We start from the raw sequence: 21,113 nt of genomic DNA, 5'->3' as shown, positions 1-21,113 counted from the left end.
GTCCGTCCACACGTCAATCGCCCGACCTCGCCGTTTCCGTCCGATCCCACGTCTTATATACGAAACCGCCCGAAGCCACGACAGTGAGTGATCCGATCCCGACCGGCTGTGAGCCGATCGACGACCTGCTCGGCGGGGGGTTCGAGCGCGGCGTCGTCACGCAGGTGTACGGACCGCCGGCGGCGGGGAAAACGAACGTCGCGCTCGCGGCAGCGGTCGAGACAGCGGTCGACGGCGACCGGTCCCTGTACATCGACACCGAAGGGCTCTCGATCGACCGGTTCCGACAGATCGCCGACGCCCGCGCGGCGGCGGTCGGAACGGACGACTCCGTCGAGAAACTCGCGGGACGACTGATCATCACGGAGGCGTACGACTTCGACGACCAGCGCGAGGCGGTGCGCGATGCCGAGGAGTTCGCCGAGGAAGTGGAGCTCATGGTGCTCGACTCTGCGACCGGGTTCTACCGGATCGAGCGAGCCGACGACGTCGAGGGGGGCGATTCGTTACGGAAGGTCGCAAAACAGGTGACGCATCTGCTCTCGCTGGCCCGAAAACACGATATCGCGGTCGTCATCACGAATCAGGTGTTTACCGATCCCGACAGCGACCGCACGCGAGCGCTCGGCGGCAACACGCTCGACCACTGGACCGGCGCGATCCTGCGAGTCGATCGCTTCCGTGGCGGCAACCGACGAGCGACCCTGGAGAAACACCGGTCGAAGGCCGCCGGCGACACGGTCACGTTCCGGATCGTCGACGACGGACTCGCTGAAGGCACAGATGTCTGAAACGACGATGACGACGGAGCCGGCAGGGCGGATCAGCACTGCGCCGTTCGAGGCGGTCCGATTCTCTAGCGTGATAGTGGGGAACGAAGAAATGACTGAATCCACTCGTTTGTACGCGTATGCGCCGTGAGCGAACGAACCGACTCGCTCGAGCGGCAGCGACGCTCGTCGTAGTGGGACTGATCGCGGCAGCGATGGTCACCACTGGTGCCGTGGGTGCGTTCGATTCCGCAGTCGCGTCCGGAGACGGGGGGCCGGCCCCGGAGGCGGCCGGCTGGCCATCGACGGAGGACATCGGCGAAAACGCGCCCGCGGACGCTCAAACGGACTCGATTTTGATGTCCGCCGACGCCGGGAGTAGCGAGAGCAGTACTGACGACGGGGGCGATGCGGATGGAAACGCATCGACCGACGCTAGCGACGGAACGGACACGCTCGTCGTCCGGTTCGAGCCGCACGATGTCGGAATCGCAACGGCGGATGCGGCAGGCGAGGCAGGCGAGAGTCCGTCGGCCGAGGAGCTCAAGGACCACGCGAACGCGACGAAAGGGCCGTTCCGCGACCGCTTCGGCGCCGACGAGGTCGGGATACAGTCGGCGGAGGCGGATGCAGTCAGCGTTCGTCGGGAGTTCTGGCTCGCGAACGCGGCGCTCGTCGAGGTGGACACGGATCGGGTGTCACGAGACGACCTGCTCGACACGCCCGGCGTCGAGCGCGTCCACGAGAACTTCGAAGTGTCGGTAAAGACGGCTGCGGTCTCGTCCTCGCCGGAGGGTGGAACGTCCCGCGCCGCGGTCGACACCGGAGCTGGACTCGCATCGGTTGGGTCGACGGAAACGGGCGTCACCTACGGGCTCGAAACCAGCAACGTGCCGGACGCCTGGGACCGATTCGAGGAGACGGAGCCGGGTGCGGGCGCGACCGTCGCCGTGCTCGACACCGGTGTCGACGACGACCACGCCGATCTGACGGTCGACGGGTGGGCCGAGTTCGATCGGTTCGGAAACGAGATTCCGAACTCCGACCCGAACGATGGGGAGACCGGCCACGGAACGCACGTGGCCGGCACCGTTGCCGGGTCGAGCGAGCCAGCCGGCGGCGGCGACGCGTACGGCGTCGCCCCCGGTGCGTCGCTGTACGGTGTGAAGGTGCTCGACGACGACGGATCCGGGACGTTCGCGCAGGTCGCTGCCGGAATGGAGTGGGCTACTGAGGAAGAAGACGTGGACGTGCTCCAGTTGAGCCTCGGCGCGTCGGGAACGTTCGACGAGTTCATCGAGCCGGTCCGGAACGCCAACGCGGAGGGCAAGGTCGTCGTCGCGTCGGTCGGCAACGCGGGCGAGGAGAGATCCAGCTCGCCCGGTAACGTCTTCGATGCCATCTCCGTCGGTGCGGTAGACGACCAGGAAGCGGTCGCGACTTTCTCGGGTAGCCAGACGCTCACAAGTGGCGACTGGGAGGACCCGCCCGCAGAGTGGCCGGACACGTACGACGTGCCCGTCGTCGTCGCTGCGGGGGTTGCCGTCGAGAGCGCGGCTGCACGCACCGACGATGAGACGGAGACCCGACAGGGAACCAGCATGGCCGCCCCGCACGTCGCAGGCGTCGCCGCGCTCGTCGTTTCCGACACCGACGGCGATGCCGACCAGGAGACGATCCGGGACGCGATCACGGAAAGCGCACGCGAACCGACCGGCGGCGACCCGGAGTCGCGCTACGGGCACGGCGTCGTCGACGCCGACGCCGCGATCGAGGTGGCGCGCGACGCGCTGGGAGACCCCACGGTGAGCGGAACGGTGACGGACGACGGCTCCGGAGACCCGATCGTGGGAGCGACCGTCGGATCCGATGCCGGGCCGTCGACCGAAACGGATGTGCACGGCGAGTACGAGTTGACGGTGCCACCGGAAGAGCAGGAGCTTACGACCGAAGCGTTCGGGTTCGAGGCCGAAAGTACGCAGATCGACCCCTCCGAAGGTGAGAACGTCACGTCGGATTTCACGCTCGACCCGAGGCTCGACGCGCGTATCTCGATGGACGCGCCGAGCCGGTTCGAGACTGACGGCGAGGACGAGGAGACGGACGGGTACACGATCGAGTTCGACAGCGCACACGCCGAGGAGTACACCGTCTCGTTCGGGGAGAGCACGGAGATGTTCGACGGAGCTGACGTGTCGGCGGATGACATCACCATCAGGCTAGCCGAGGACGGCGGAGCGTTCACAGATGTCCGCTTCGGAAACGGAGACGACGACCCGGAAGCAACTACGGAGCTGACCGAAGGAACCGACACGATCGAGGTGCGGGTCGTTCCCGATGCGGACCTGACGCTGAGCAAGCTCGTCTTCGACCACGAGTTCGGCGAGGAGAAGTCCGAGAGCGTCGAACTCACGACACGAGGGACGACGATCCAACCCGAGACCGTCAGCGCCACCGACGCGCTCGAAGGAACGGAGAAGAACCTCCGTGAACTCGTCCGGTTCGTTGACGGGGGAACGACGGTGACCGTCGACGGAGACGCGACGGTCGCTGTCGACGACAGCGAACCGATCGGCATCGACCTCGACCGGTCGATGACGGTGCGCGGGTCCGATAAGACGATCACCGTCGAGAAGAGCGACGGCGACGACGCCACCGCTCCCGTCGGAATCGCCATCACCGCTGAGGGAGTGAACGTCGACGGGCCGGCGGTCGAGGGTGAAGATACCGGCGTCGATCTCGATGCCGGCGTCGAGATCCGCGATGTCGGCCTCGGCGCAACCGGTATCGAAGCAGCCGAGAACAGAACGATATCCCTCACCGATCTCACGGCCGATGGAGACACGGGAGTTCGGATCGAGAACACGGTCGGCGTCGGAGGATCCGGGGTCACCGTGACCGCCAGCGACGTCGGGTTGTCGATCACCGACTCGCGAAACGTCGACTTCTCGGCGGTGACGGTCGAAGAGGCGACCACCGGCGTGCACCTCGACGGGGTGGAGAACGCCGACATCGACGTCGCGATCGCGGAGAGTGCGGAACTCGATACGGGAGTCGAGTTCGGCGACGTGGAGGACGTGGGCACGAACGAGATCTCGGTGATCTTCAAGGCCACGGAGCGCGAGAAGGCGGTGGTGGTCGACGGGCGGCACGCGACCGTAGCCGAGGGGACGGAGCCGACGAACGGCAACGACAACGACGATCCGATCCGGCCACGAAACGAGGAGGATGAGTTGACGCCGCTGGGGGTGTTTCTCGAAATCGAAGCGTCGGGCGGGGACGACGACCAAGTGATCGACCTTACCGTCCCGTACACCGAAGCGGAAGCGAAGCAGTTCGACGAGGAGACGCTGGCTCTGTACCGGTTTGACGATGAAGATGATGATGCTGATGATAATTGGAGCCGGGACGATCTCGATACGACGGGAGACGAGGACGCCCGGGAGCTCTCCGTCACCGTGGATTCGTTCAGCACTTTCGGGATCTACGGTGAGGAAGCGGCGTTCTACGAGGTGTCGGCGTTCGAGATCGACGGGCCCGAAAGCGCGGCGAACGACGAGGAGATCCACCGGGAGGGAGACGCCCTCGAGGCGAGCGCCGACGTGGAGAACGTCGGCGGCGACGATGCCGACGAAAAGCGGACCGTCGAGCTTCGGATCGGAACTGATGTGGACGGAACGGAGGGCGACGACTACGAGCTGGTCGATAATACGACGATCGAATCGATGCGTACGACGGAGGATTCGATATCGGTCGTCTTGAGCGGTGTGGTTCCGGAGCCACTCGATCTCGGTGCCGACCGCGAGGTCGCCATCGTCGCAGTGGGTCCCGACAACGACGACGAAGGAAGCGACGGCGGGACCGTCGACGTCGTCGACCGAACGATACGCGGAACGGTGCTCGCTGAAAACACGATGGATCCGGTCTCGGATGCGACGGTGACGATCGAGGCCGTCGACGACGAGTTCGGCGAGAGCGTCTCGACGGACGTCGATGGAGAGTACCGGGTCGAAGGGATCGAGGACGGAAGCTACGATGTGACCGCGACCGCGGATGGATTCGGCTCGGCGACCACCTCGGTGAGCGCCGACCGGTTCGAAGAGACGACATCGACCCTCGAACTTCCGCCCGTCTTCGTTATCACTGACGTGAATGCGCCGGACGATGTCAAGCAAGGGGAGTCGCTCTCAGTCGACGCAACGATCGAAAACGACGGTGCGGCGTTCGGCGTCGATGCCGTGACGCTCTCGGCTCCTGGCGTGTTCGATGACACGCCGACGAAATCAGTCGATCTAGATCCGGGTGAACAAACGGAGATCGCTCTCTCCGGCGACGTTCCTGACGACGCCGAGACGGGAGAGTACGATGCGACCGTGACGACACGGGCGGACGGTCGAACCGTTACCGTCGACGTACTCGAAACCCAGAACGACGGAAACGGCGAAACGAATGACGGTGGCAGCGGTGGGGGTGGTGGAGGCGGCGGAGGCGGCGGAGGCGGCGGCGCGGCACCGCCACAGTCTACACCGACTCCGACGCCCACGGAAACGCCCACGCCGACACCCGCCGAAACGCCCACGCCGACACCCGCCGAAACGCCCACGCCGACACCCACCGAAACCCCCACGCCGACGCCAAGCGAGCCAGCCGACGATCCCACCTCCGACGACGCGGAGCAGGACGGCGAACCATCGATCGATCGAACGCCGGCTACGACTCCGGCTGACGAGCGGGTCGATGACGATGCTCCCGGCTTCGGAACGATACTCACACTCGTCGCATTGATCGCGGCCGCGCTGCTGGCCGTGCGGTCGCGTGGATAGGGAGCTTCGTTCGGGATGAAAGGAACGAAAACGTCGACCAAGCCGTGCCGGAACCGGTCCGAGCGGACCGGAAACGCGGAGGTAGAGATGTATAGCCGATTTACAGCTCTCCAAGCTTCCGGAGCAGCTGGCCGCGGTACTCCTCGTCGGCGTTGATTCCTTTGATCTCCAAGACGTTCCGCTCCAGCTTGTCGAGTGCGACGTGGAACGCGTGCTCCGCGCCGTACCCCTCGCCGGAGCCGGCGACCTGCCCCTCGTTGGTTCGGAGCCGGATCTGACACTGCAACAGCGGAGTGCCACGAAGCTTCTCTTTGTGCTGGTGGAAGCGGACGTGCGCATGCATCACCTGCATCGCGGCGTACTTGTCCGCCACTTGCTCTATCGATTCGACGATATGCTCGCGCGAGGTCGTTCCAAGCAGGTCGACGTTGGTAATCTGGACGTCCATCGACTCCTGCTCGGTGAACGTGAGCGCGCGAAGCACGTCCGTCTTCGTCACCATCCCGGCGACGACGCCGTCGTCCTCGGCGGGCGTGACGACGAGCCCGGAGAGGTCGTTGTCGAACATCCGCGAGACGACAGTTTTCGCGGTCTCATCGGACGTCGCGGTGACGACGGGGCTCGACATGATGTCGTAGACGGGAAGATCGAGCATTCGGTCGATGTCGCCCGCGCGGTCGCCGCTTCCCTGTCGCTCGTGATCGCGAACGACGAACTCGACGATGTCGTTGGTCGTGACGACCCCGGAGAGCCGGCCGTTGTCGTTGAGCACGGGCAGTCGAGAGATCCCGTTCTCGCGGAGTCGGTTGATCGCCTGTCCGACTCGATCCTTCTCGTTGATCCCTATCACATCCTCCGTCGCCACCTGGTCGACGGTGATGGCGTCGAGGCTATCGATCACGGCCTCAAGGATCCCGTCGACGGTGAGGATTCCGTAGAGCTTCTCGCCCTCGTAGACGGGCGCGATCTGTACGTCGCCCTCGACGAGGAGGCGAGACGCCTCGCGGACGTCCTCGTGACGGTCGAGCTCCGGCGCGGGTTTCATGACGACCGACACCTTGGTGTCGTCCTCCATACGAGAGCGAAGTAGCTGCTTTTCCCCAACTACGCCCGCGTACTCGCCATCCTCCGTCACGACGATCCCCTTCGGGTTCTCCCGCTCGAAGATGGATCGGACCTTGGCGAGCCGCTCGTCGGCGTCGACCTCGACGTACTCCGGCACTGCGATATCAGCGATGTCCATAGTCCGTTCTGCGAGTAAGATCGGACGGGTATTGAAAGTGAGGGAGTCGAGACGGCCGTGTGAGATACTTCCTGTACCACCCACGGTAAGGACGGAAAGCCATTGAAAGCTTTTTGCTGCTCGATCGCGGAGTGGGCGTGTGTACGACGCCGTCGTCTTCGATAACGACGGGGTGTTGATCGGTCGCACTCCGTTCGACACCCTCCGTGAGGCCGCGTGGGACGCCTTCGAGAGCGTCGGCGTCAGCGACCCGGCGCTGTCACACGTCGATGAGGTCGCGGTAGGTGTCTCTCCGGCGACACTGGCGGAGATCTGTGACACGTACGGTATCGAACCGACCGAGTTCTGGCGTGTTCGTGACCGGCGTGCGACCGACGCACAGATCGACGCCACCCGCCGGGGACGGAAGACGCCGTACGACGACGTCGATGTGCTCCGCCATCTCGACGCCTCGCTCGGCGTCGTCTCGTCGAACCAGCAGGCGACCGTCGACTTCCTGCTCGATCATTTCGGGCTCGCGGGGCGGTTCGAGACCGCGTACGGGCGCGAGCCGTCGATAGCGAGCCTCTCGCGCAAGAAGCCGTCTCCGTACTACATTCAGCGCGCGTTAGAGGATATCGACGCGGGGACGGCGCTGTTCGTCGGCGACAACGAATCGGACATCCGTGCGGCGGACAACGCCGGCATCGACTCCGCGTTTATCCGACGGCCACACCGCCGGTCGTTCGACCTCTCGAGGCAGCCTACCTACGAGATCGACGACCTCCACGACCTGGTGAGTATCTGTGGACGGCGACCGGTCGATGCGCCGTGAGCCTCGGACGACCGGGAGGTCGAGCCGTTCCCGGAGGGAACTTCGGGGTCGATCCGAACCACGCTTAAGTTCCGACACGGCGTGGGTGCAGGTATGACGTACGAGGCGGTGTGTCTGGATCTGGACGACACTCTCTATCCGTATCCGCCGTGCAACGAGGCCGGCAAGCGGGCGGCGCTGGAGACGTTTCGGGAGCTCGGTTACGATCTCGATCGCGAGACGTTCGACGAACTGTATCGCTTCGCGCGCCGCGAGACGAAACGCGAGCTCGGGGGCACCGCGGCCTCCCACGAGCGGTTCATTTACTTCAAGCGAGCGCTACGCGAGCACGCCGACGTCCACGACGCGGCGGCAGCGTACGAGCTCGGGCGCGCCTACTGGGATGGGTTCATGGAGGCGATGGAGCCGTTCGACGACGTCACCCCGACGCTCCGGACGCTCCGTGAGGCGGGGCTGTCCGTCGCGATCGTCACCAACCTGACGACCCACATCCAGCTGGAGAAGCTGACGCGGCTCGGCGTCGACGAACACGTCGACCGGCTCGTCACCTCCGAGGAGGTCGGTCGGGAGAAGCCGTCCGCGCTGCCGTTTACGACCGCGCTCGCCGAACTCGACCTGCGTCCGAGCGACGCCGTGATGGTCGGCGACAACGTCGAAACGGACGTGGAGGGAGCCAATGTGGTGGGGATGGAGACGGTGCTTTTCAACGCCGACCCCGGTCCGGACGCGGAGCTGTCGTCGATCCGACGACCCGACCGCCGGATCGACGCGTTCGGGGAGCTGACGGGGGTGTTCGGATGAGCGGCGACGAGCCGGCGGCGGACCGCGGCGGAGCGGGACCGGAGCCGAACCCCGACCACCTCGCCAGCGAACGGGAGGCGATCGTCGAGTACGCGCCGACGCTCGCCGACCTCACCCCCGGTCGAACGGGAAACCTGAGCGTCCGCCGTGGCGACTCCTTCGCAGTCACCCCGACCGGCGTGCCGTACGACGCCTTCGAGCCCGCCGACGTGCCCGTCGTCGGCCTCGATGGGGCCCAGGAGGCCGGCCGGATGGCTCCCTCCAGCGAGGTGCCGATGCACACGGGGATCTATCGACACGACGCGCCGGGCGCGATCGTCCACACCCACTCGCCGTGGGCGACGACGATGGCGACGCTCCGCCGTCCGCTCCCCCCGATCCACTACATGATCGTCGCCGTGGGACGGGAGGTTCCGGTGGCGGAGTACGCGCCGTACGGTACCGAGGAGCTGGCCGCGAACGTCGTCGCCGCGATGGCGGCAGCGGAGTCGGACGCCGCGATCCTCGCGAACCACGGGCTCGTCGTCACCGGCCCTGACCTCGAAACCGCCGTGGAGAACACCCGACACGTGGAGGACCTGTGCCGACTGTACCTCCGCTCGTCGGCGATCGGCGAGCCGCACGTCCTCTCCGACGAGGAGCTTACGGCCGTGGAAGCCCGGTTCGAGAGCTACGGACAGCAGCCTACCGAGGAGTGATACCGTGGAATCACCTGCCGAGTAGGTTCCGCCGCGATCGGGTCGCACGTCTTGAACGCCACACCCCGACTGCGGCTACGCTGCAGTTCGTGAACTGGGCAGGTGCTGTGGGTCGAGCAGACCTGTCGTCGGAGTCGCATCGGCGGTCCTCGCCCTGCTTTATAAATACCGAGCGGAACAGGGGATCGGTATGTACGACGACCAGCTGGCACCCGCCGTCGAGGAGACGGCGGCGGCGATCGCGAGCATGGAGATCCGCGGGGCGGCGACGATCGCCGCCGGGGCCGCGGAGGCGCTGGCGACGCAGGCGCGCGAGACGGAGACGGACGATCCGGCGGCGTTTCGATCGTCGATCCGCGCAGCCGCACGGGCGCTTCGTGAAACCCGTCCCACGGCCGTCTCGCTGCCGAACGCCCTCCGGTACGTTCTGCAGCGGATGGAGGGACGCGACGTCGAACGGCTTCGTCGGACCGTCGTGGACGCCAGCGAGGAGTTCGTCCGCCAGCTCGACCGCGCACAGGAGGATCTCGGACAGGTCGGCGCGAATCGCCTCGCCGACGGCGACGTGGTGATGACACACTGTCACTCCACCGACGCGCTCGCCTGCATCGAAGCCGCAGTCGAGGATGGAAAGGAGATCGAGGCGATCGTCAAGGAGACGCGGCCACGAAACCAGGGGCACATCACCGCGGAGCAGCTCCGCGAGGCGGGGGTTCCGGTGACGCTCATCGTCGACTCCGCGGCGCGGCGGTATCTCGACGCGGTCGATCACGTCGTCGTCGGGGCCGACTCGATCGCCGCCGACGGCGGGGTGATCAACAAGATCGGCACGTCGGGGCTCGCCGTTAACGCTCGCGAGCGCGGCGTCCCGATCATGACCGCCGCTCAGACGATCAAGCTCCATCCGGAGACGCTCACCGGCCACACCGTCGAGATAGAGATGCGTGACGAGACGGAGGTGATCGACGCGGAACCCCGCGAGTCGATCGGTGAGATCGCCGTCGAGAACCCCGCGTTCGACGTGACACCACCCCGGTATATGGACGCGATCGTCACCGAACACGGACAGTTCCCGCCGGAGAGCATCGTCACCCTGATGCGAGAGCTGTTCGGAGAGGTCGCCGAGGAGCCGTGGGCGGAACCATGAGCGAGAAGCCGACGAACGACGACGCGGAGATCGAAACGGACGGACCGGAGAGCATACTCGATGATCCCGAAACCAGCCCCGACGAGACGGATCTCGACCCGGACCCGTCAGGTGCGCCGCCGAAGGTGGTTTCCGCGGGGCATATCAACTGGGACGTGACGATGCACGTCGAGGGGCTTCCGGCTGCGGACGGCGAGACCCGGATCGAGCGGCTCGAACAGTCCGGCGGCGGCAGCGCGGCCAACGTCGCCGTGGGTCTCGTCGATATGGGCGGTCAGGCGGTCGTGTACGGAAGCGTCGGCGGCGACGAGTCCGGCGCACTCGCGCTCAGGGGACTCGCGAACGAGGGTGTCGACCCCGGACAGGTGCTGATCGACGCCGACGCACCGACGTCGGTGAAGTACGTGATCGTTGACGAGACGGGTGAGCTGATGATGCTCGCCAACGACGGGGCGAACGAGGCGTTCACGGCGGCAGAGCTCGACCGAAACACGCTCGACGCGGCCGATCACCTTCACCTGACCAGCCAGCGACCCGAGGCTGCGGCGGCGCTCGCGACCGCGGCGGGCGAGGCCGGTGCGACGCGCAGTTTCGACCCAGGGCGTCGCGTCGGTGACCGCGAGTACGACGCCGCGGTCCACGCGGCAGACGTCCTGTTCGTGAACGAACGAGAGGCTGCAGCCCTCGCGGACGCGACGGAGATCGACCCGTGGGAACCCGACGACCGCATCGTCGTCATCAAGCTCGGGTCGGACGGCGCGACCGTACGGACTCCCCATGGCGACGTCTCCCATCCGGGGTTCGAGATCGACCCGGTCGACACGACCGGCGCGGGCGACGCGTTCGCTGCCGGATTTCTCTCCGCCGCGCTCCGCGAACCGGAGATCACGGGCGACGGGTTCGCCGAGGACCCGCGGGCGTATCAGACCCCCCTGCTCGTCGGCAACGCCTGTGGGGCACTCGCCGCACAGGCGGTGACCGCACGCGTCGACCTCTCGTGGGATCGGGTTCGCGAGATGATGGGTGCGTCTCCCGAGACCGACCTGCTGATCGAGATTCGTGTGTGATCTGGTGAGTTTTTACCTTGGGAGATGGGACCATCCGATATGCACGTGGAGGGAACGATTCTCGCCGGGGACGATTTCGAGCCGGTCGAGGGGCGGGTCGTCGTCGCGGGCGGCGAGATCGTCGCGGTCGAGGAGTGTGCAACGGAGTCGACCGATATCGTGCTCCCGGCGTTCGTCAACGCGCACACGCACATCGGCGACTCGATCGCGAAGGAGGCCGGCGAGGGGCTCTCGCTGGACGAGCTCGTCGCGCCGCCGGACGGGCTCAAACATCGACTGCTTCGCGCGGCGAGTCACGAGGAGAAGGTCGCTGCGATGGCACGTACCCTCCGGTACATGGAGTCGTCCGGCACGGGCACGTTCATCGAGTTCCGCGAGGGCGGCATCGACGGTATCGCCGCGCTCAGCGACGCGCTATCCGGGTCGGGCGTCGAGTTCGGCGAGCGAGACATCGACGCCGTGGTGCTCGGACGCGACGATCCCGACGTTCTCTCCGTCGCCGACGGGTACGGTGCATCCGGCGCGCGCGACGCCGACTTCGACGCGGTGCGACGGGAGACCCGGGCGGCCGACAAGCTGTTCGGGATCCACGCCGGTGAGCGCGACGCCGACGACATCAACCCGGCGATGGATCTGGACCCCGACTTCCTCGTCCACATGGTCCACGCGGAGCCGATCCATCTCGACCGGCTCGCCGACCGCAACACGTCAGTCGTCGTCTGCCCCAGATCGAATCTCGTGACGAAGGTCGGGGTGCCGCCGATCCGCGAGCTTGTCGAGCGGACGACGGTCGCGCTGGGAACGGACAACGTGATGCTCGACTCCCCGTCGATGTTCCGGGAGATGGAGTTCGCCGCGAAGCTCGCGGACGTTCCCGCGCGGGAGATCCTCCGGATGGCGACCGTCAACGGCGCGGAAATCGCCGGACTGAACCGCGGCGTTATCGAGGAGGGGGCGGACGCACGCCTGCTCGTGCTCGACGGCGACTCCGACAATCTCGGCGGCGCGCGTGACCTCGTTCGGGCGATCGTCCGTCGTGCCGAACACGCCGACGTGAACCGCGTCGTGCTGTAGAAGGTGTCCGGCGCGCGTTCTTTTGATACCTGAACGGCGGATATCCGGTTTGGAGTTAGCAGTTCGGACCCCGTCCGACCGCTATCTCCACAGCTCGTCGAGTCGCTCCACACGACGATCGCCGAGCACGCACCGACCGCGGTCGTCGTGACCGACGCGTTCGACGTGAAACGCATCCAGTCCGGCGTTCCACGCCGCGCTCACGTCGCTTTCACCGTCGCCCACGTAGTAGCCACGCGCGTCGCCGGAGTCGATCCCCAGGTTGCGCATCGCCAGCTCGAGCGGGTCCGGATCGGGCTTCCAGCCCGTCTCGTCGGTACAACAGACCACGGTGTCGAACCGTCCGGCGAGGTCGAGTCCGTCGAGTACCGGCTCCGCGAGAAACGACTGACAATGCGTGACGAGCCCCGTCGGGACCTCCAGCGCGTCGATCCGGTCCAGCGTCCGTGCGGCATCGTCGTGGAGGTACGTCGCCTCCGCCCGAGCTATCGGGTCCTCCTCGGCGTGAAACGCCGGCCAGAACCGGTCGGGATCGACGCCGATCTCCCGGAGAGTAGTCGCCCGCGCGCCGCCCAGTCCGTGCCAGAGGACGTACGCCTCCCGGTCGGTGAACTCCCGTCCGAGGCGCTCGCCGACGCGATCGAACACGCCGCGGGTGTACGACCACTCCGCGTCGACGAGCGTGCCGTCGAGGTCGAACAGGTGAACGTCGTACTCGGCGAGGACCATCGGAGACGGCGATAGGCGGCCCACTGACAAATGGGTTGTGACGACGGTTCGACTCGACCGTCGACGATCGCAAGTCGGGGCGAACCGCGAGACCACGGTCGGACTGTCGCGAGACCACGGTCGGACTGTCGCGTTACCAACCGAGTGAGAGCGCGTAGTTGACGCCGAGCGCGAGCGCGACGACGACGAGGAGCCCGGCGACGGTGCCGAACGCGACGACCCAGCTGGCGACGTCGGCGAGAAACCCCACGGCGACGCTGCCGGACGCGGCGATCATCATATACACGGTGCGGACGAGCCCGAAACCGGCTCCCTGCTCGGCGTCCGAGAGAGTATCGAGAAACCGCGGAAGCAGCGCCGCACCGAAGCTCATGCCGATCCCGATCAACCCCGTCGCCGCCGCGACGGCGAGCACGTTCGGTGTCGCGAGTACGAGCGCGATCCCTGCGGCACCGAACAGGACGCAGGCCGCGGTGACGCTATCGCGGCCGAACCGGTCCGACGCCGCACCGACGACAACCTGCGCGATCCCCTGTGCGACGAAGTAGCCGCCGAAGGCGACGCCGGCAGCGGTCGCGGAGTAGCCGTGGTGCTGGATGAGCAGCGTCGGCAGGAAGGAGGCGACGCCCTGCCACGCGAACTCGCCGAGCGCGGCCAGCACGACAGTGAAAGCGATCGCCGGCCGCGAGAGCAGTTCGACGAGCGGCTCCAGCCGAAACCGCTCGCGGAGCGGCTGGTCCGGCCGCTGGGGCTCGGTTCGGCGCACGCCAGCGGCAAACAGCGCGACGCCGAGGAGCCCGACGACCGCGCCCAGTGCGACCGCGGGCCGCCAGCCGTACCGAACGGCGACCCACGCGACGACGACTGGGGTGATCAGCCCGGCTGCGGTGCCGCCAGTGTGGTGGATACCCATGGCGGTGCCGACGTCGTCGTAGATCCGCGCGAGGAACGTGGTACCGACGCTGTAGTGGAGTCCGGCGAGCGCGCCGAGAACCACTGTCGCAAGAACGAACGCGGGATAGATCGGCGACACCGCGACAGCGAGCGCCGCGATTCCGGTGCCGCCGACGGAAACGATGATCACGCGACGCTCGCCGTATCGGTCCGCGAGGACGCCGGAGGGGAACTGCGCGAGCGCGTACGCGAGCCACATCCCCGACAGCGCGAGCCCGACCGCCGCGTTCGAGACGGCGAACGTGTCGGTGATCCGCGGGACGACCGGGCTGATAGCCAGCCGGCCGAACATCGAGACGAAGAACGCGAACGTGACCAGTGCCAACACCCGATCCCGGTAGCGGAACGCGGGCAGTCGCTCGACGACGGAGACCACTACTCGATGGCAGACGGGATCGGTGGGTAAGCCTGACGGTCGCGGCGGAGGCGGCCGGATCGGTGGGTGATCGGGAGCGCGCTTCCGCCGATCAGGTCGTGAACAGCTCGGTGTCCTCCGGCACCGCGAACAGTCCCAGTCGGACGCCGGCGTCGAGCCAGCCGTAGCCGTACGAGTATGATGCGAGCGCATTGACCGGGTCGTCGTTCGCCCGGAAATGTCGCCCGTCCTCGAGATACGACTCGGCCATCTCCGTTACGTCGGCCGCGGCCTCGCCCAGCGGCGTATCCGCTGGCGGTCGTGGCTCCGCCTCGTCGAGCGCGTCCGCGAGCATGCGCTCGTATCTGTCTGTTTTCTCCGTGAGGTTAGTGCTCATGTCGAGTCGTTTCCGGTGCCGGCGCAAAAAGTCGTCGTGGAGCGAGGCAAGCGCCGCCGTCGTGGAGCGAGGCAAGCGCTGCCGGACCGAAGGTGTGTTGTTGCTGGGCCACCAATGTTCGGTAATGGGTGTTCAAGAACAGTATCCGTTCGACGTCGAGGCTATCCGGGACGATTTCCCGATCCTCGACCGGCTCGTCGGCGGCGATCCGGAGACCGTCGGCCAGGGAGAGGGGGACGACACGCCGCTCGTCTACCTCGACAACGCGGCGACGACGCACACGCCGGACCAGGTGGTCGACACCATCGCGAACTACTACCGCGGCTACAACGCCAACGTTCACCGCGGGATTCACCAGCTGAGCCAGGAGGCGTCGGTCGCTTACGAGGAGGCTCACGACACCGTCGCCGAGTTCGTTGGCGCGGCCGGCCGCAAGGAGATCATCTTCACCAAGAACACGACGGAGGCGATGAACCTCGTCGCGTACGCGTGGGGGCTCGAGGAGCTGGGTCCCGGAGACAACGTGGTGCTTACCGAGATGGAGCACCACGCCTCGCTGGTGACCTGGCAGCAGATCGGCAAGCGCACCGGTGCCGACGTTCGGTTCATCGAGGTCACGGAGAGCGGGACGCTCGATATGGACGACGCCGCGGCGAAGATCGACGACGACACCGAGATGCTGTCGGTCGTCCACGTTTCGAACACGCTCGGAACGGTGAACCCGATCCGCGAGCTGGCATCGCTGGCACACGACCACGATGCGCTGATCTTCGCGGACGCTGCCCAGTCGGTCCCGACGCGCCCGGTCGACGTTGGCGACCTCGACGTCGACTTCATGGCGTTCTCGGGGCACAAGATGTGTGGTCCGACCGGAATCGGCGCACTGTACGGCCGGGAGGCGATCCTCGACCGAATGAGCCCGTATCTCTACGGCGGCGATATGATCCGTCGCGTCACCTTCGAGGACTCCACGTGGGAGGATCTCCCGTGGAAGTTCGAGGCCGGGACGCCGTCGATCGCACAGGGGATCGCGTTCGCGGCTGCCGTCGAGTACATGGAGGAAGTCGGGATGGAGAACGTACAGGCACACGAGGAGCTGCTCGCCGAGTACGCCTACGAGGAGCTCGACGCGCTCGGTGACGTAGAGATCTACGGGCCGCCGGGTGACGAGCGCGGCGGTCTCGTCGCGTTCAACGTCGACGGTGTCCACGCCCACGATCTGTCGAGCATCGTCAACGACCACGGGGTCGCGATCCGAGCCGGCGACCACTGCACGCAGCCGCTTCACGAAACGATGGGCGTCGCCGCGTCCGCCCGCGCCTCGTTTTACGTGTACAACACGACCGAGGAGATCGACGCACTCGTCGACGCGGTGCGCGAGGCGCGCGAGTTGTTCGCGTGAACCGGCCTTCGCGTTCTGCCCGTCGCGTTCGACCCGTCGCGTAAGTCGTTGTATGCGTCGTTCCGCCGTTTTCTCCCGCGGCCGAAACCGACGATAGTTACCTCTCGGGCGGACCGACGGAACCCTTTTGACCGCGACACCAGTAGATCCGCCAAGCATGGGACTGGGCTCGGATATGTACCGACAGCAGATCCTCGACCATTACAAGAACCCGCGCAACTACGGAGAACTCGAGGATCCGGATTTCACACACGTCGGCGAAAACCCCTCCTGCGGCGACACGATCCGCCTCGACGTCGCACTCGACGACGACGGCGAAACGATCGAGGCGGTCAGGTTCACCGGCGACGGCTGTGCGATCTCGATGGCGTCGGCCAGCATGCTCTCGGAGCGCCTCCGGGGAATGACGGTCGATGAGCTCGACGAACTCGACACCGACGACATCACGGAGATGCTGGGCGTCGACATCTCGCCGATGCGAATAAAATGCGCAGTGCTCGGGCGGCAGGTCGCACAGGACGGCGCAAAGATCCATCGTGGCGAGCTCGATGTCGACCGGACCCGCACCGAGGAGTAGCGCGAGGCCGAGCCCACGGGACTTTTCCTCACGAACCACGTTCACCCGCGTATGAGCGACGAGTTCGACAAGGAGGCCGAACGAGAGAAGCTCCGCGAGAAGTTCGCGAGAGACGAACAAAAACGCGAACACACACAGCGGATGTCGGAGCTCCTGTTGAAGGGAGCGACGATGACGAACAAACACTGCGAGCAGTGTAGCGATCCGATCTTCCGACACGACGGACGCGAGTTCTGCCCGACCTGCAACCGTCCCGCGAACGGGGACGACGCCTCCGGAAACGCTCCCAACGCGGCCGATGACGGTGTCGACACACAACGTCGTGACGCGGGCACCGGGTCGGGGACGGACGCACCGGCGGACGTGGAGACGACCACCGTGGATGCGACGAGCGCCGCGGCAAGAGCTCCGGGGACGGCTCGCGGTACACGACGACGGAGTCGATCGGCCGATGACGGCGGCCCGGTCGACGGCCCGGTCGACGAAACGATCGACGATCGGTCGGGCTCCAGTCAGGTCGACGACCGGATGGCCACCGGTCAGGTCGACGACGAAGCGAACGCTCGTGCGTCGCTGTCGCGAACGCTCGCGCGGTTCGCCCGTGCCGCCGAGGAGACCGACGATCCACGGCGCGCGAGAGAACATCTAAAAGCGGCTCGGGAGGCAGCGGAGACGCTCGCGGCGCTCGATCGGTAGGACGTCGGGACGGTCCACATCCGTGCACTCGTCGAGATATCCAGCATCCGTCAACAACCCCTGCCTACTTCGCTCGGGCAGCTGAACTGCCACTCGCTCGTGGAGGCTGGGGCTTGTCGGTGGACACCTACTCATGCTCGGCAAAACTGCCGGTTGGTGAGAGTGTCCCCGACATCAATGCCGGTTCATCCCCGCGCTGAAGCGCGACGCTTTCTCCTCGATTCTCCATAAGCCCCACGCATATTCGACACGGTCGTAGCCGAAGAGTGTAGTGAGGGCGATAAGATACAGTAAACACCCGGATCGTTGTTCATCGAGGCATTCTAGGGCAATTACACCGTACCCCTTATTTCGGATTTGTTTAACTCAGCTGGCTTATTTTCATATGATAGAGTATTCATCAAACCGTTCGGCCGAGTATATTTATAAACAATTCCAGAACCCGCCTATCCGGTATAATTTCTATTTTAGCTGAATTGAGGCGCTAAGCCCCCTTCCTCAACGAGCAGCGCAGTCCGCGTAGCGGACAAGCAGCGCAGTAGGGAGGGGATACAGCGCCGTCACAGAGTTGCTTGCACTCTGTTCCATGAATTTATAACGGTGCCAGCCGAAGGCTGGAACCGTGATGGCAACTACTCATCGTCTCGGCTTAGAGTCCGACAAGAAGGACGGTCGAGACAGATTCCGCCGTCACCACCGAGTAGGAGTGGGACGCTCCAAATCTACGCCTGCGGAGACTGCGCTCCCTGCGCGGACTGTCGGCGCAAGCCGACCGTCCGTGAAAAAGCGCGTCGCGGAACCAGGAAGCCCCACCCTCAACGAGCGCGTCAGCGCGAGCAGGGTGGGGTAGTTCACTACGTTTCTACTTCGACATCAAGACGTTCGAAGTCGTCGACGTTTCGCGTGAGAACCGGCTCGTCGACGATTTCGGCTGTCGCGCCAATAATGACATCACCGTCACTGACCATGGTTCCGTCGTTCACCAGGTTGCCGGAGAGCCGACCAGCTTTTCGCATGACGGCGGAATCTGCAGGGTGGACTGGTTTCGAGGCGAGAACGTTCTCAACCTTCTCGCGTTCCTCATCCGACTGTCCCGAACGGGCGATACCGTAGTACAGTTCGAACAGCGTCATCGCTGATAACCGCTGCTGAACGAGTTCAGTCTCCAACTCTCTCGCCTTCTCCACGGCGTCATCGTCCCCGTTCATCAAGTCGATAAGAAACGACGTGTCGAGCAGCACGCTACACGTCCTCCATCTCCACTGCGATCTCTTCTAATTCGTCTCTCCGTCGCTCACGTCGCTCAGCGACAGCCTCGCGGACTGCCTCAGCTTCTGCATCGCTGAGGACGCCAGCGAGTTCAAGCAGCGAGCGCTCCCCAGCGAGTCGCAAAACAACGTCTGAGAACGTTTCACCGTCCCGCTTGTGAGCCTTAAGCCGCTCGTAGGCGTCTTCAGAGAGACGAATGCTTTTCGACATATGCATACAGTTGTATGCAGGCTCGCAAAGGCCTTTTCCCCGATACGATACGCTCAAACCGACGCTCCATCTCAACGATCCATATCGCGTCGGCGAACAGGTGCTATCTAACTGAACATCAGGCGCTACTGCCTCACCCTCAAGAGCGAACTACGTGAACAGTGAGCGAGTAGGGTTGGAGCAAGTCACAAATCGTCGGGGCCTTCAACGTCAATCTCAATAATATCACCGTCTCCAACATCTAGTTCGTGACGGAGCGCTTCCAAATGCTCGTCCGCCTCCTCCCGGAGTTCACGGGCCTGCTCCAGTTCGACAGATCCCTCCTCGAGTATTTCTGTTATTTCTTCGAACGGCCGCCACGCGGTCGAACGAGAGACGTCTCCGCGTGCGGACTGGATCGGGACACGTCCGCGAAGCGTCGCCGGGATGGAAGAGACGTTTATTGCGATCCGGTCCCAGGACGGATCGTGGACACACCCGATGCACCAACCCGCGACGACGTCCCAGTGCGCCGGTTCGACGGGCCGTGGCTTCGCTTTCTGGTCGCCGGACTCGTCGGCTGGACGCTCCTGTACGGACTCGATCGGTTCCTGTTCGAGGCCGGAACGCCCGTGGGTGCCGTGGTCGGCTTCGGGCACGCGTATCTCCTCGCGCCGCTCGTTACCGCTGCGGTCCTCCTCGACGCGCTCTCGCTGGCCGAACGCGGCATCGCCGACATCGGCTTCTTCAAATGGATCTACGCTCTCGTCGCGCTCGTCGCCCCGCCGGTCGCGATCGTCTACTACACACACCGAGAATGGCTGACGCCGGATCGCCCCGACCTCCTCGAGGAGCCGTGACCGACCGAGACGACACGTCGGGCGTCGTCGAATCGCTGGTCACGGCGCCGTCCGCGGGCGCGGATCCCACGCTCCGCGACGCCGTCGAGATCGTCTCCGGCGGCGTCGCCGGCGACCGGTACTGCACGGGCGACCAGGGGACGGAGTCCGGCGGCCACTTCTCGCTCGACGCCTGTGCGGTAACGCTCGTCGCCGCCGAGGCGCTGGACGCCGTGCGGGAGGTGACTGGGGTCGACGTCTCCGACGGTCGGCATCGGCGAAACGTCGTCGTGCGGGGATTCGGCGAGACCATGGACGCACTCCTCGGCGTGACGCTGACGATCGGTGACGCACGCCTTCGGCCAACCCGGCGGCGACCACCGTGTGCCCACGTCGAGAAGCTGGCCGACGAGGAGGGGCTCGCGTCCGCACTGTCCGGTCGGGGAGGACTCTGCTGTACGGTGCTCGAACCCGGTACGGTGGCCGTCGGAGATGTCGCCCGGATCGTCGAGCCGGACCCCCGGTCTGCAGGTAACGCGATCGCTGACCGGCTCCGAAGCGATTCGGGTGCGGCTGACGACGGAGCCGACGGGGACGCCACCTGACCGACTCCACGATACGTCTAGGGTGTCATAGAACTTTTGCCATGGTGTTCGTTCCATGAATTCATACTCGAATCAGCCATGAGACGCTGCTTGCTTCTTGATGAATACAGGCTTCGTACGACCACGACACCGTTGCAGTACGGGCGGGTACACGTCGCAGGACCGCGTGGAACAACGGATGCTCCGGCGGGGATTTGAACCCCGGTCATTGCCTCGAGAGGGCAATATGATTGGCCGGACTACACTACCAGAGCGTGTGTCCGCGTTCGTTCGAACGCATCCAAGCGTATGGAAGACCGAAGTAAAACAGTTCCGTTTTCACGCCGCCGTGGGGCGCTTTATCAGGCCGCGAGTGGGACCACTCGTTGGCCTCGGCAGGGGGTCCCCGGCCGGGAGAACGGTCCGTTCGGACCGGAGCGGACACGTCGGTTCGTCGGTGCGTGCGTCCGTCGCGAGGCGGACGGGTGATCGTCCCACCGAGCCGGAAAATCGACAGCCCTTTTAGTTACCCTCGGGTATGACCGAGTGCGGAACACGAACCAGAACCACGCGAGCGTGGGTAGCCAAGCCAGGCCAACGGCGCAGCGTTGAGGGCGCTGTCCTGTAGAGGTCCGCCGGTTCAAATCCGGTCCCACGCATCGCACCGGGGCACACCCCCGACCGA

At 65.6% G+C, this 21,113-nt stretch carries 19 protein-coding genes and 2 tRNA genes; 14 read left to right on the top strand and 7 right to left on the bottom strand.

The genetic code is table 11. The annotated features are described in order from the left end of the window. Nucleotides 1-83: 83 nt before the first annotated feature. Entirely contained in the window at nucleotides 84-791 is a 708-nt protein-coding gene (gene radB / locus ACYQ0R_RS05110; RefSeq protein WP_459821313.1) for a DNA repair and recombination protein RadB, read from the top strand. A gap of 119 nt (nucleotides 792-910) precedes the next feature. Then, entirely contained in the window at nucleotides 911-5,593 is a 4,683-nt protein-coding gene (locus ACYQ0R_RS05105) for a S8 family serine peptidase (RefSeq protein ID WP_459821311.1), read from the top strand. 100 nt (nucleotides 5,594-5,693) lie between these two features. Here ACYQ0R_RS05105 and ACYQ0R_RS05100 read toward each other — a convergent pair whose 3' ends face one another. Continuing rightward, on the bottom strand, nucleotides 5,694-6,836 hold the full coding sequence (locus ACYQ0R_RS05100; RefSeq protein ID WP_459821309.1) for a CBS domain-containing protein: 1,143 nt from the start codon (nucleotides 6,834-6,836) through the stop codon (nucleotides 5,694-5,696). 139 nt (nucleotides 6,837-6,975) lie between these two features. On the opposite strand from ACYQ0R_RS05100, the gene ACYQ0R_RS05095 reads away from it, so the two are divergent. From ACYQ0R_RS05095 to ACYQ0R_RS05070, 6 genes are all read left to right on the top strand, one after another. Further along, on the top strand, nucleotides 6,976-7,650 hold the full coding sequence (locus ACYQ0R_RS05095; RefSeq protein ID WP_459821307.1) for an HAD family hydrolase: 675 nt from the start codon (nucleotides 6,976-6,978) through the stop codon (nucleotides 7,648-7,650). 93 nt (nucleotides 7,651-7,743) lie between these two features. Beyond that, nucleotides 7,744-8,451: a ribulose-1,5-bisphosphate 5-phosphatase gene (locus ACYQ0R_RS05090; RefSeq protein WP_459821305.1), complete on the top strand. Its 708-nt coding sequence runs from the start codon at nucleotides 7,744-7,746 to the stop codon at nucleotides 8,449-8,451. Continuing rightward, the gene (locus ACYQ0R_RS05085; protein WP_459821304.1) at nucleotides 8,448-9,149 is read left to right on the top strand and encodes a ribulose-1-phosphate aldolase; all 702 of its coding nucleotides are present in this window, start codon (nucleotides 8,448-8,450) and stop codon (nucleotides 9,147-9,149) included. The genes ACYQ0R_RS05090 and ACYQ0R_RS05085 overlap by 4 nt, the downstream gene beginning before the upstream one ends. Before the next feature lie 190 nt (nucleotides 9,150-9,339). Further along, nucleotides 9,340-10,296 (top strand): ribose 1,5-bisphosphate isomerase, encoded by a 957-nt coding sequence (locus tag ACYQ0R_RS05080; protein WP_459821302.1) that lies wholly within the window; start codon nucleotides 9,340-9,342, stop codon nucleotides 10,294-10,296. Continuing rightward, complete coding sequence (locus tag ACYQ0R_RS05075) at nucleotides 10,293-11,363, top strand: ATP-dependent ribose-1-phosphate kinase (protein WP_459821300.1); 1,071 nt, start codon at nucleotides 10,293-10,295, stop codon at nucleotides 11,361-11,363. The genes ACYQ0R_RS05080 and ACYQ0R_RS05075 overlap by 4 nt, the downstream gene beginning before the upstream one ends. A gap of 39 nt (nucleotides 11,364-11,402) precedes the next feature. Then, nucleotides 11,403-12,437 (top strand): amidohydrolase family protein, encoded by a 1,035-nt coding sequence (locus ACYQ0R_RS05070; RefSeq protein ID WP_459821298.1) that lies wholly within the window; start codon nucleotides 11,403-11,405, stop codon nucleotides 12,435-12,437. Between the two features lie 81 nt (nucleotides 12,438-12,518). On the opposite strand, the gene ACYQ0R_RS05065 is transcribed toward ACYQ0R_RS05070, so the two are convergent. The 3 genes from ACYQ0R_RS05065 to ACYQ0R_RS05055 all read right to left on the bottom strand — a co-directional run bounded on the left by ACYQ0R_RS05065 (nucleotide 12,519) and on the right by ACYQ0R_RS05055 (nucleotide 14,872). After that, a complete protein-coding gene (locus ACYQ0R_RS05065; protein ID WP_459821296.1) occupies nucleotides 12,519-13,166 on the bottom strand; it encodes an HAD family hydrolase in 648 nt (215 codons plus the stop codon). 133 nt (nucleotides 13,167-13,299) lie between these two features. Next, nucleotides 13,300-14,496 (bottom strand): MFS transporter, encoded by a 1,197-nt coding sequence (locus ACYQ0R_RS05060; RefSeq protein ID WP_459821294.1) that lies wholly within the window; start codon nucleotides 14,494-14,496, stop codon nucleotides 13,300-13,302. 91 nt (nucleotides 14,497-14,587) lie between these two features. Continuing rightward, nucleotides 14,588-14,872 (bottom strand): DUF357 domain-containing protein, encoded by a 285-nt coding sequence (locus ACYQ0R_RS05055; protein ID WP_459821292.1) that lies wholly within the window; start codon nucleotides 14,870-14,872, stop codon nucleotides 14,588-14,590. Between the two features lie 124 nt (nucleotides 14,873-14,996). Between ACYQ0R_RS05055 and ACYQ0R_RS05050 the strand changes: the two genes are divergently transcribed. The 3 genes from ACYQ0R_RS05050 to ACYQ0R_RS05040 all read left to right on the top strand — a co-directional run bounded on the left by ACYQ0R_RS05050 (nucleotide 14,997) and on the right by ACYQ0R_RS05040 (nucleotide 17,547). Then, on the top strand, nucleotides 14,997-16,274 hold the full coding sequence (locus tag ACYQ0R_RS05050; protein WP_459821291.1) for an aminotransferase class V-fold PLP-dependent enzyme: 1,278 nt from the start codon (nucleotides 14,997-14,999) through the stop codon (nucleotides 16,272-16,274). Nucleotides 16,275-16,431: 157 nt separating this feature from the next. Next, nucleotides 16,432-16,851, top strand: coding sequence for a Fe-S cluster assembly sulfur transfer protein SufU (sufU, locus tag ACYQ0R_RS05045; RefSeq protein WP_459821289.1), 420 nt, complete (start codon nucleotides 16,432-16,434; stop codon nucleotides 16,849-16,851). Between the two features lie 51 nt (nucleotides 16,852-16,902). Continuing rightward, entirely contained in the window at nucleotides 16,903-17,547 is a 645-nt protein-coding gene (locus ACYQ0R_RS05040) for an Sjogren's syndrome/scleroderma autoantigen 1 family protein (protein ID WP_459821287.1), read from the top strand. 854 nt (nucleotides 17,548-18,401) lie between these two features. Here the strand turns inward: ACYQ0R_RS05040 and ACYQ0R_RS05035 are convergent. Together ACYQ0R_RS05035 and ACYQ0R_RS05030 are read right to left on the bottom strand one after the other, a co-directional pair. After that, a complete protein-coding gene (locus ACYQ0R_RS05035) occupies nucleotides 18,402-18,788 on the bottom strand; it encodes a type II toxin-antitoxin system VapC family toxin (RefSeq protein ID WP_459821285.1) in 387 nt (128 codons plus the stop codon). A gap of 1 nt (nucleotide 18,789) precedes the next feature. Then, nucleotides 18,790-19,026, bottom strand: coding sequence for an antitoxin VapB family protein (locus tag ACYQ0R_RS05030; RefSeq protein ID WP_459821283.1), 237 nt, complete (start codon nucleotides 19,024-19,026; stop codon nucleotides 18,790-18,792). Between the two features lie 467 nt (nucleotides 19,027-19,493). On the opposite strand from ACYQ0R_RS05030, the gene ACYQ0R_RS05025 reads away from it, so the two are divergent. Both ACYQ0R_RS05025 and ACYQ0R_RS05020 read left to right on the top strand, forming a co-directional pair. Beyond that, on the top strand, nucleotides 19,494-19,865 hold the full coding sequence (locus ACYQ0R_RS05025) for a hypothetical protein (RefSeq protein WP_459821281.1): 372 nt from the start codon (nucleotides 19,494-19,496) through the stop codon (nucleotides 19,863-19,865). Continuing rightward, nucleotides 19,823-20,449 (top strand): MOSC domain-containing protein, encoded by a 627-nt coding sequence (locus tag ACYQ0R_RS05020; protein ID WP_459821280.1) that lies wholly within the window; start codon nucleotides 19,823-19,825, stop codon nucleotides 20,447-20,449. Before ACYQ0R_RS05025 ends, ACYQ0R_RS05020 begins: the two co-directional genes overlap by 43 nt. A gap of 179 nt (nucleotides 20,450-20,628) precedes the next feature. Here the strand turns inward: ACYQ0R_RS05020 and ACYQ0R_RS05015 are convergent. Continuing rightward, nucleotides 20,629-20,703, bottom strand: a tRNA-Glu gene (locus ACYQ0R_RS05015). 299 nt (nucleotides 20,704-21,002) lie between these two features. Here ACYQ0R_RS05015 and ACYQ0R_RS05010 point away from each other — a divergent pair. Beyond that, a tRNA-Leu gene (locus ACYQ0R_RS05010) sits at nucleotides 21,003-21,087 on the top strand. Nucleotides 21,088-21,113 lie beyond the last annotated feature (26 nt).

Source organism: Halorubrum luteum, assembly GCF_054652935.1.
Note: the sequence above shows the minus strand (reverse complement) of the source record. Positions and strands in the feature narration are given on the sequence as shown.

Excerpts from the sequence above, each read along its gene's own strand:
- ACYQ0R_RS05090 (WP_459821305.1), top strand. The coding sequence starts at position 7,744 with ATGACGTACGAGGCGGTGTGTCTGGATCTGGACGACACTCTCTATCCG.
- ACYQ0R_RS05070 (WP_459821298.1), top strand. The coding sequence starts at position 11,403 with ATGCACGTGGAGGGAACGATTCTCGCCGGGGACGATTTCGAGCCGGTC.
- ACYQ0R_RS05065 (WP_459821296.1), bottom strand. The coding sequence starts at position 13,166 with ATGGTCCTCGCCGAGTACGACGTTCACCTGTTCGACCTCGACGGCACG.
- ACYQ0R_RS05085 (WP_459821304.1), top strand. The coding sequence starts at position 8,448 with ATGAGCGGCGACGAGCCGGCGGCGGACCGCGGCGGAGCGGGACCGGAG.
- ACYQ0R_RS05020 (WP_459821280.1), top strand. The coding sequence starts at position 19,823 with ATGGCTGACGCCGGATCGCCCCGACCTCCTCGAGGAGCCGTGACCGAC.
- ACYQ0R_RS05075 (WP_459821300.1), top strand. The coding sequence starts at position 10,293 with ATGAGCGAGAAGCCGACGAACGACGACGCGGAGATCGAAACGGACGGA.
- ACYQ0R_RS05040 (WP_459821287.1), top strand. The coding sequence starts at position 16,903 with ATGAGCGACGAGTTCGACAAGGAGGCCGAACGAGAGAAGCTCCGCGAG.
- sufU (WP_459821289.1), top strand. The coding sequence starts at position 16,432 with ATGGGACTGGGCTCGGATATGTACCGACAGCAGATCCTCGACCATTAC.
- ACYQ0R_RS05080 (WP_459821302.1), top strand. The coding sequence starts at position 9,340 with ATGTACGACGACCAGCTGGCACCCGCCGTCGAGGAGACGGCGGCGGCG.
- ACYQ0R_RS05030 (WP_459821283.1), bottom strand. The coding sequence starts at position 19,026 with ATGTCGAAAAGCATTCGTCTCTCTGAAGACGCCTACGAGCGGCTTAAG.
- ACYQ0R_RS05105 (WP_459821311.1), top strand. The coding sequence starts at position 911 with ATGCGCCGTGAGCGAACGAACCGACTCGCTCGAGCGGCAGCGACGCTC.
- ACYQ0R_RS05100 (WP_459821309.1), bottom strand. The coding sequence starts at position 6,836 with ATGGACATCGCTGATATCGCAGTGCCGGAGTACGTCGAGGTCGACGCC.
- ACYQ0R_RS05055 (WP_459821292.1), bottom strand. The coding sequence starts at position 14,872 with ATGAGCACTAACCTCACGGAGAAAACAGACAGATACGAGCGCATGCTC.
- ACYQ0R_RS05050 (WP_459821291.1), top strand. The coding sequence starts at position 14,997 with ATGGGTGTTCAAGAACAGTATCCGTTCGACGTCGAGGCTATCCGGGAC.